We start from the raw sequence: 9,848 nt of genomic DNA on the forward strand, positions 1-9,848 counted from the left end.
GTCAGCGGCGGCCGTTGAACAGGGCCCAGACGGCCTTGCCGCCGCGGTTGAGGTGGTCCCAGCCCCAGCGCTGGCTGTAGGTCTCCACGATGTAGAGGCCCCGGCCGTTCTCCGAGACGAAGTCCGGCTCCTTCGGGGTCGGGACTTCGTCGCTGGGGTCGGTCACCGCCAGGAGCACGTGCGGGGAGAGGTGCAGCAGCACCAGCGTGATCGGTGCCGTCTCGGCCCGGTTGGGCGGACACAGAGCGTAACGGACCGCGTTGGTGACGAGTTCCGAAACCACTAGCGCTGCGTCATCGCTGAGTTCCGCCAGCCCCCACCCGCGCAGTGTGGAGCGTGTCACATCCCTGGCCGTCTTCACCGAGTCGGCCTTGCGGGGAAGGGGGCATGCCGTGGCACCGGAGCGATGGGACTCGAGGAGCTCGTCGAAGTCGAGCTGGCGGGTCGCCTGCAGGTAGTCGGCAGCCGGTTTTGGCCCCTCAACCATCCTGCCGGTCCCTCCCGCTGTCATCGTGAGTCTCCGTACGAGTTGAGAGTTTTCAGAGCTTGTGCACCATAAGCCCAATATGCACTAGGCCATCATGGGTCACCGGAACGCCCGCTGCAAGACCCAAATGCACGTGCAGTTGCAATGTGCAGCCGCATGGGCGGTTACGACGGCGACTTGGCGAATTGGGCTCGAACTTGAGACCTTGTCATTGCGGCCGGAAGTAGTGACACTGTGTGCGCTGGCCCAAGTACAGAGGGAGGCGAAGTGACGCAGATCCAACCGGGGTCAGGTCCCACAGCTCTGCGTATTCTCTTGGGCTCCCAACTGCGTCGCCTGCGCGAGGCCAAGGGCCTGTCGCGCGAGGAGGCGGGCCATCTGATCCGCGGCTCCGAATCCAAGATCAGCAGGATGGAGCTCGGGCGGGTCGGTCTGCGGGAACGCGACGTGGCCGACCTGCTCACCTTCTACGGGGTGGAGGACGGGGCCGCCCGCTCCGCGATCATGGATCTGCTCCAGCGGGCCAACGAGCCCGGCTGGTGGCACCGCTTCAACGACCTGCTGCCGTCGTGGTTCCAGACCTACGTCGGCCTGGAGGAGGCCGCCTCCCGGATCCGCACCTACGAGGTGCAGTTCGTCCCCGGCCTGCTGCAGACGAAGGAGTACGCCAGGGCGGTCATCACCGCGGGAAGTGCCGGCGTCACCCCCGAGGAGATCGCGCGCCGCGTGGACCTGCGGATGGAGCGGCAGCAGGTGCTCGGCCGCCCTGACGGTCCCTTCTTCTGGGCGGTCATCGACGAGGCTGCGCTGCGGCGTCCCATCGGCGGCACCGAGGTCATGCGGGCCCAGCTGGAGCACCTGCTCGACCTCATGCGACAGCCCAACATCACCATCCAGGTCATGCCCTTCAGCTTCGGCGGACACAGCGCGGAGGGCGGCGCCTTCAGCGTGCTGCGCTTCAACGACAGCGAGCTGCCCGACGTCGTCTACGTCGAGCAGCTCGCCAGTGCCCTCTACCTTGACAAGCGCGAGGATGTCGACCGCTACAGCGAAGTCATGGAGCGGCTCTGCGCGGTCAGCACCACCCCCGGTGAGACCACCGACATCCTCAGAAGGATCATCAAGGAGGGCTGAGCGGCCTTTGGTCGCTCCATGGTGTCGCTCTGCCCTAGACTGGCCAGCGGCGCTGAACACCCGCCGCAGTGGAGCATGCCCTAAGCTCGCATTTCTGGATGGCTGTGCCCGGTGCCGCTTATGTGGGCGCGGCGCGCGAGCTTGCCGCGGTAGCCGTTACGACTTGACGCGCCCGCGATCACTCGAAGCTTGATCAAGGAGACGACCCCGTGAAGACCGCTGTCGAGGAGCTCAGCCCGACCCGGGTAAGGCTCACCGTCGAGGTGCCGTTCGAGGAGCTCGGCGAGAGCCTGCAGGCGGCGTACAAGAAGGTCGCGCAGCAGGTGCGCGTCCCCGGTTTCCGCCCCGGGAAGGTCCCTGCCCGCATCATCGAGCAGCGCTTCGGCCGCGCGGTGGTGCTTGAGGAGACCCTCAACGACGCGGTGCCCAAGCTGTACGGCCAGGCCGTCGACGAGACCGAGATCTTCCCGGTCAGCCAGCCGGAGATCGAGGTCACCAAGATCGAGGACGGCGAGCAGGTCGAGTTCACCGCCGAGGTGGACATCCGCCCCGACTTCGAGGTGCCCGACTACCAGGGTCTCGAGGTCACCGTCCCGGTCGCCGAGGTCACCGACGAGGACGTCGACGCCCAGCTTGACGCCCTGCGCCAGCGCTTCGCCACGCTGACCGGGGTCGAGCGCCCCGCGGCCAACGGCGACTTCGTCATCATGGACCTGGCCGCCGCCATCGACGGCGTCAACATCGAGGAGCAGCAGGCGGGCGACGTCTCCTACGAGGTCGGCGCCGGCTCGGTGCTCCAGGGCCTCGACGACGCGCTCGTCGGCCTGTCCGCCGGTGAGACCAAAGAGTTCACCACCAACCTGGTCGGCGGCAAGAACGCCGGCGAGGAGGCCGTGGTCACCATCACCGTCAAGAGCGTCAAGGAGAAGGTCCTCCCCGAGCTCGACGACGAGTTCGCCCAGCTCGCCAGCGAGTTCGACACCCTCGATGAGCTCAAGGAGAGCATCCGCGAGCAGGCTCGCCGCAACAAGCTGATCGACCAGGTCGTCCAGGCCCGCGAGAAGGCGCTCGACACCCTGCTCGACAAGATCGACATTCCGCTCCCGGAGAGCGCGCTCAAGGCCGAGGTCGACAACCGCAAGCACAACCTCGAGCACCAGATCGCCGACAGTGGCCTGAGCAAGGAGGCGTTCTTCCGCCTCTACCAGACCACCGAGGAGGAGCGCTTCGCGGAGTTCGACGCGAGCGCCGCCAAGGCGCTCAAGACGGGCTTCGTCCTTGACAAGATCGTCAAGAGCGAGGAGCTCGGCGTCAGCGAGCAGGAGCTGACCAACTTCGTGGTGCGCCGCGCCATGCAGATGAACGTCGCCCCGAATGTGCTCGCCCAGCACCTCGCCGACAACGACCAGCTCACCCTGGCCATGGTCGAGATCGTCCGCGACAAGGCCAAGAGCGTCATCGGCGACGCCGCCAAGGTGGTCGACGAGGCCGGCAACGAGGTCGACCTCAAGGCGATCTACGCCGAGATCAACGGCGAGGAGGTCACCGAGGAGCCCGCCGAGACCTCGGCCGAGGCCGAGGCCGAGAAGTAGTCCGCGGCGCGCCGCCTTCCCGGCGCGCACCACGCCCCCGCGGCGAGGAACGCGGCGGGGGCGTCCGCCTTCTGCGTCCCGGCTGCCGGGAGGGGCCGCGCCCGGGAGCCTTCCCCGGCCGGACAACGCTCGGGGACGCGGCTCGCGGGCAGTCCCGCACGGGGGCTTCCCGAGCCGGGGGCTTCCCGAGCCCGGGGGCGGGCCCGTACCGCCCCTGAACGGCCCTGAGGCGGCGTGCTACGGGCTTCCCGGTACCTGGTGAGCCCTCCGTCGGCACCGAGGCGCCCTCGGCCTCCCCGGCGCGCAGACCCCGCCTCGGGTACGCAGGGTCTTCTCACACCGGGCCTCCCGGGCGCGCCGACCCGCCGCCGCCCCTGCGGCGCGGTGCCTCCACGCTCGCCCTCCCGGGCCGGATCCCCGCCCGGCGCCACACCGACGCCGCCCGACCGCAGGATCGGGCGCCCCGTCCGCCGAGCGTCCCCGGACGCCCCGCCCACGGCCGCTCCGCCGGGTCCGCACACTTCGCCGCGTCGCACGGAACACACGGCGAGGCAGGGAACGCCGGACTCCGGCCCGCCGTACGAGCCCGGCGCCGGCCGGGCTCGCGGAGCACGCGGAGTGACGTGGCGAACCCGCTGGGGAGCGGCGGCGAGCATGCGCCGTCAGCGAACAGCACGGTGAGGGGGCATGTCCTGTAGGCGGCGCGCGTTAAGGTCACAAGCAAAGCCAATCGATTACGACGCATCGGAAGGTGACGCTGTGACCAGCCCGCCGACCTTCTACCAGCCGACCGGCTCCGGGCCCGAGTCGATGAGCCAGCCGAACGGCTCGTTCAGGCTCGAAGACCAGCTCTATCAGCGGCTGCTGCGTGAGCGCATCATCGTGCTGGGCACCCAGGTCAACGACGAGATCGCCAACCGAATCTGCGCCGAGCTCCTCCTCCTCGCGGCGGACGACTCGGAGCGAGACATCTGGCTGTACATCAACTCGCCGGGCGGTTCGGTGACCGCCGGTATGGCGATTTACGACATGATGGAATATGTGCCTAACGATGTGTGCACGGTCGCCATGGGCCTGGCCGCCTCCATGGGGCAGTTCCTCCTGTGCGCCGGTGAGCGGGGCAAGCGTTACGCCCTGCCCCACGCCCGCATCATGATGCACCAGCCTTCGGGCGGCATCGGCGGCACCGCCGCCGACATCGCCATCCAGGCGGAGCAGATGCTCTACGTCAAGAAGACCCTCGCCGAGCGCATCGCGTTCCACACGGGTCAGCCGCTCGACCAGATCGAGGCCGACTCCGACCGCGACCGCTGGTTCACGGCCGAGGAGGCCAGAGACTACGGCTTCATCGACCACGTCGTGCGCAGCGCTCGGCAGGTGCCCTCCGCGGGCGCCGTCTCCTGAAGGGGCACAAGGTGAGTGAGTTGATCCGGCCGGGAGACATCAACGGCCGTTACGTCCTTCCGTCCTTCACCGAGCGCACGTCATACGGCATGCGGGAGATGAACCCGTACGCCAAGCTCTTCGAGGACCGCATCATCTTCCTCGGCGTGCAGGTGGACGACGCGTCCGCCAACGACGTCATGGCGCAGTTGCTGACCCTGGAGTCGCTCGACCCCGACCGTGACATCAGCATCTACATCAACTCGCCGGGCGGTTCCTTCACCGCCATGACGGCGATCTACGACACGATGCAGTTCGTCCGGCCGGAGATCCAGACGGTCTGCCTGGGCCAGGCGGCCTCGGCCGCGGCGGTCCTGCTGGCCGGCGGCACCCCGGGCAAGCGCTTCGCCCTGCCGAACGCCCGCATGCTGATCCACCAGCCCTCCACCGAGGGCGGCGGTCAGGGGAGTGACATCGAGATCCAGGCGCGTGAGATCCTCCGGATGCGCTCGCAGATGGAGACGATCATCTCCCGGCACTCGGGCAGGTCGGTCGAGGCGGTCCGCAAGGACATCGAGCGCGACAAGATCCTTGACGCCCAGGAGGCCAAGGAGTACGGGCTGATCGACGACATCATCCCGTCCCGCAAGAAGGTCGCGAAGGCCGTAGCCTCCTGACGAGACACAGCGCACCGGAACGGTGCCCAATCGGGCACGTTCCGGTGCGACTCGCCGCTAGGGGGCTCACTGAGGGCTCAGAAGACGGTAACGTCGAAACCTAAGCGGGATGACTTTTCGATCGGGTATCGGGCCGGTCGGAAGAAACGGACCGCGGTAGCCAGGGCGGTCCCACGCAAAGGAGTATCTGGGGTGGCACGCATCGGCGACGGGGGAGACCTGCTGAAGTGCTCTTTCTGCGGGAAGAGCCAGAAGCAAGTCAAGAAGCTCATCGCCGGACCCGGCGTATACATCTGCGATGAGTGCATCGACCTCTGCAACGAGATCATCGAAGAGGAGCTCAGCGAGTCCTCCGAGCTCAAGTGGGACAGCCTGCCCAAGCCGAGGGAGATCTACGAGTTCCTCGACGCCTACGTCATCGGTCAGGACCAGGCGAAGAAGGCTCTCTCGGTGGCGGTCTACAACCACTACAAGCGGGTGCAGTCCGGCGAGCGCGGGCGTGACGACGGCCTCGAACTGGCCAAGTCCAACATTCTGCTCCTGGGCCCCACGGGTTCCGGCAAGACACTGCTCGCCCAGACGTTGGCGAAGATGCTGAACGTGCCGTTCGCCATCGCCGACGCCACGGCCTTGACGGAGGCGGGCTACGTGGGCGAGGACGTCGAGAACATACTGCTCAAGCTGATCCAGGCCGCTGACTACGACGTCAAGAAGGCCGAGACCGGCATCATCTACATCGACGAGGTCGACAAGATCGCTCGCAAGAGCGAGAACCCGTCGATCACCAGGGACGTCTCCGGTGAGGGCGTCCAGCAGGCCCTGCTGAAGATCCTGGAGGGCACCACCGCGAGCGTGCCCCCGCAGGGCGGGCGCAAGCACCCGCACCAGGAGTTCATCCAGATCGACACCACCAACGTGCTGTTCATCTGCGGTGGCGCCTTCGCCGGCCTCGAAAAGATCATCGAGTCCCGGATCGGCCGCAAGGGGATCGGCTTCAACGCCGTCATCCGCTCCAAAGAAGAGATCGACAGCTCCGACATCTTCGGTGGCGTCATGCCCGAAGACCTGCTGAAGTTCGGCATGATCCCCGAGTTCGTCGGCCGCCTCCCGGTCATCACGAGCGTGCACAACCTCGACCGCGACGCGCTCATCCAGATCCTCACCGAGCCGCGCAACGCCCTCGTCAAGCAATACCGCCGCCTGCTCGAGCTCGACAACGTCGAGCTCGAGTTCACCGACGACGCGCTGGAGGCCATCGCCGACCAGGCGATCCTGCGGGGCACCGGCGCCCGGGGCCTACGCGCGATCATGGAGGAGGTTCTCCAGTCGGTGATGTACGAGGTGCCGTCCCGGCAGGACGTGGCGCGCGTCGTCATCACCCGTGAGTCGGTGCTGGAGCACGTCAACCCGACGCTCGTGCCGCGAGACCAGCTCAACAAGCAGCAGCGGCCGCCGCGCGAGAAGTCCGCGTAGGCCGTAGCGGGCCTCGCACCACCGGCGCCCCCGCGGGATCCTCCCCGCGGGGGCGCCGCCGTCTCCGGGCCGCCGGGCGCAGAAGGGCGTCTCCAGGTCCCCCCGACCCCGGCGTCCTCGCCGGAGTCACGGCGTGACGGGTGTCGGGCGTGCCGCGATTCCACTCGCCGGGAGGGCCGGGAGAGCGGCCCGTGGACAGGGAACGCGCGGACATCCCTAGACTTGGACATCGTGACGACGCCAGAGCTGCCTACCCAGTACACACCCGCCGACGTGGAGACCCGGAGCTACGAGCGCTGGGTATCGGAGGGATACTTCGCTGCGGACCCCAGCAGCGAGCGCGAGCCCTACAGCATCGTCCTCCCCCCGCCCAACGTCACCGGCGTGCTGCACATCGGCCACGCCCTCGACCACTCGATCCAGGACGCCCTGACCCGTCGCGCCCGCATGCGCGGGCAGGAGACGCTCTGGCTGCCCGGCATGGACCACGCGGGCATCGCCACCCAGAACGTCGTCGAGCGTGAGATCGCCAAGGAGGGCCTGTCCCGGCACGACCTCGGCCGCGAGGCGTTCGTCGAGCGCGTGTGGCAGTGGAAGGAGGAGTCCGGGGGCCGGATCCTCGGCCAGATGAAGAAGCTCGGCGACGGCGTCGACTGGTCGCGCGAGCGCTTCACCATGGACCCCGGGCTCTCCCGCGCCGTCCAGACGATCTTCAAGAAGCTCTTCGACGACGGGCTCATCTACCGCGCCGAGCGCATCATCAACTGGTGCCCGCGCTGCCTGACCGCGCTGTCGGACATCGAGGTGGAGCACAGCGAGGACGAGGGCGAGCTCGTCTCGATCCGCTACGGCGACGGCGACGACTCCATCGTGGTCGCCACGACGCGGGCGGAGACGATGCTCGGCGACACCGCCGTGGCCGTGCACCCCTCTGACGAGCGTTACCGGCACCTGGTCGGCCGCGAGGTGGAGCTCCCGCTCACCGGGCGGCGCATTCCGATCGTGGCCGACGAACACGTCGACCCGACGTTCGGCACCGGGGCGGTCAAGGTCACCCCGGCGCACGATCCGAACGACTTCGAGATCGGGCGCCGCCACTCGTTGCCGTCTCTGACGATCATGGACGAGCGTGGCGTGGTCACCGCCCACGGCCCGTTCGAGGGCCTCGACCGCTTCGAGGCCAGGCCCGCGGTGGTGGCCGCACTGCGCGCCGAGGGCCGGATCGTCGCGGAGAAGCGGCCCTACCTCCACTCCGTCGGCCACTGCTCGCGCTGCAAGACCGTGGTCGAGCCCCGGCTCTCGCTCCAGTGGTTCGTCAACGTCTCGCCACTGGCGAAGGCCGCCGGAGACGCCGTTCGCGACGGCCGCACGAAGATCCACCCGCCGGAGCTGGCCAAGCGCTACTTCGACTGGGTCGACGACATGCACGACTGGTGCATCTCGCGGCAGCTGTGGTGGGGGCATCGCATCCCCGTCTGGTACGGGCCGGAGGGCGAAGTCGTCTGCGTCGGTCCCGACGAGGAGGCTCCGGAGGGCTACGTCCAGGACCCCGATGTCCTCGACACCTGGTTCTCCTCCGGGCTGTGGCCGTTCTCGACCCTCGGCTGGCCGGAGCGGACACCGGAGCTGGAGAAGTTCTATCCGACCTCCGTCCTCGTGACCGGGTACGACATCCTGTTCTTCTGGGTCGCCCGGATGATGATGTTCGGCCTCTACGCGATGGACGGCGAGCCGCCGTTCCGGACCGTGGCACTGCACGGCATGGTCCGCGACCAGTACGGCAAGAAGATGTCGAAGTCGTTCGGCAACGTCGTCGACCCGCTCGACTGGGTCGAGCGCTTCGGTGCCGACGCCACCCGCTTCACGCTCCTGCGCGGCGCCAACCCCGGCTCCGACGTGGCGATCAGCGAGGAGTGGGCCGGCGGCTCGCGCAACTTCTGCAACAAGATCTGGAACGCCACCCGCTTCGCCCTCATGAACGGGGCGACGACCGGCGAGCTCCCCACCGAGGAGCTGACCGCCGCCGACCGGTGGATCCTCTCCCGGCTCCAGGAGGTCGTGGCCTCGGTGGACGCCGCGTTCGAGGAGTTCGAGTTCGCCAAGGTCTCGGACCTGCTCTACCACTTCGCGTGGGATGAGGTCTGCGACTGGTACGTGGAACTCGCCAAGACCCAGCTGGCCGCCGGGCAGGAGCACACACGCCTCGTCCTCGGGCACGTCTTCGACGCGTTGCTCCGCATGCTCCACCCGTTGGTGCCGTTCGTCACCGAAGAGCTGTGGCGGGCGCTCACCGAGCGTGAGTCGATCGTGGCCGCTTCCTGGCCGGTGGCCGACGAGTCGCTGCACGACCCCACGGCGGAGGAGGAGCTCCTGGCCGTCCAGGGACTGATCACCGAGGTGCGCAGGTTCCGTTCCGACCAGGGACTCAAGCCCGGCCAGCGGGTCGCCGCCCGCTTGTCGCTCGCCGGCACGGCCCTCGCCGCGCACGAGGCGGCGATCCGCTCACTGCTCCGGCTCGACCAGCCGTCGGAGTCGTTCGCGGCCACCGCCCGGCTCGACGTGGGCGGGGTGACCGTGGAGATCGACACTGCGGGCACCATCGACGTGGCCGCCGAACGCAAGCGGCTGGAGAAGGACCTCGCAGCGGCGCGTAAGGAGGCGGCACAGGTCGCGGCCAAGCTGGGCAACGAGCAGTTCATGGCCAAGGCGCCTGACGCCGTGGTGAGCAAGGTCCGGGCCCGCGCGGAGCAGGCCGACCAGGACATCGCGCGGTTGCTGGCCCAGCTCGAAGCGCTGCCCACCGGCTGACCCTCGCGGCCGTCCCGCGGGATCGCCGCGAGGACCAGCCGCGATGAGGACGACTGCTCGGAGCCTGGAGTCGCTGACTCCAGGCTCCCGCGTTTGAGGGCCGGTGACTCAGGGAAGACCTAGTTCTTACCGGGAAGTCGGGCATCGCAGCCCTCGGAGGCTGCTAGAGTTTTCCAGGCGGGGCTGAGGCCCTGCACCCTCCTCTGACTCTTTCTCCGTACCGGGAATAGGTCGCGCCAGAGCGCGGTTTCATCATGAACCGATGCCTCCGGGTGGACAAGACCGGAATGTTGA

7 protein-coding genes are annotated in these 9,848 nt (G+C 68.3%); 6 read left to right on the forward strand and 1 reads right to left on the reverse strand.

Going from position 1 to position 9,848, the window contains the following annotated elements; all coding sequences use genetic code 11:
• Position 1: 1 nt before the first annotated feature.
• On the reverse strand, positions 2 to 487 hold the full coding sequence (locus tag ABD841_RS36200) for an ATP-binding protein (RefSeq protein ID WP_344981159.1): 486 nt from the start codon (positions 485 to 487) through the stop codon (positions 2 to 4).
• 267 nt (positions 488 to 754) lie between these two features.
• On the opposite strand from ABD841_RS36200, the gene ABD841_RS36205 reads away from it, so the two are divergent.
• The 6 genes from ABD841_RS36205 (at position 755) to ABD841_RS36230 (ending at position 9,554) form a co-directional block, all read left to right on the forward strand.
• Complete coding sequence (locus tag ABD841_RS36205; protein WP_344981160.1) at positions 755 to 1,621, forward strand: helix-turn-helix domain-containing protein; 867 nt, start codon at positions 755 to 757, stop codon at positions 1,619 to 1,621.
• 209 nt (positions 1,622 to 1,830) lie between these two features.
• Positions 1,831 to 3,213, forward strand: coding sequence for a trigger factor (gene tig / locus ABD841_RS36210; protein WP_344981162.1), 1,383 nt, complete (start codon positions 1,831 to 1,833; stop codon positions 3,211 to 3,213).
• A 759-nt stretch (positions 3,214 to 3,972) separates the two neighbouring features.
• On the forward strand, positions 3,973 to 4,617 hold the full coding sequence (locus ABD841_RS36215; protein WP_425582099.1) for a ClpP family protease: 645 nt from the start codon (positions 3,973 to 3,975) through the stop codon (positions 4,615 to 4,617).
• Positions 4,618 to 4,628: 11 nt separating this feature from the next.
• Entirely contained in the window at positions 4,629 to 5,273 is a 645-nt protein-coding gene (locus tag ABD841_RS36220; protein ID WP_344981164.1) for an ATP-dependent Clp protease proteolytic subunit, read from the forward strand.
• A gap of 192 nt (positions 5,274 to 5,465) precedes the next feature.
• A complete protein-coding gene (gene clpX, locus ABD841_RS36225; protein ID WP_344981166.1) occupies positions 5,466 to 6,746 on the forward strand; it encodes an ATP-dependent Clp protease ATP-binding subunit ClpX in 1,281 nt (426 codons plus the stop codon).
• Between the two features lie 222 nt (positions 6,747 to 6,968).
• Positions 6,969 to 9,554 (forward strand): valine--tRNA ligase, encoded by a 2,586-nt coding sequence (locus tag ABD841_RS36230; protein ID WP_425582100.1) that lies wholly within the window; start codon positions 6,969 to 6,971, stop codon positions 9,552 to 9,554.
• Positions 9,555 to 9,848: the final 294 nt, after the last annotated feature.

Source organism: Streptosporangium fragile (assembly GCF_039534445.1).
Classification (GTDB): domain Bacteria; phylum Actinomycetota; class Actinomycetes; order Streptosporangiales; family Streptosporangiaceae; genus Streptosporangium; species Streptosporangium fragile.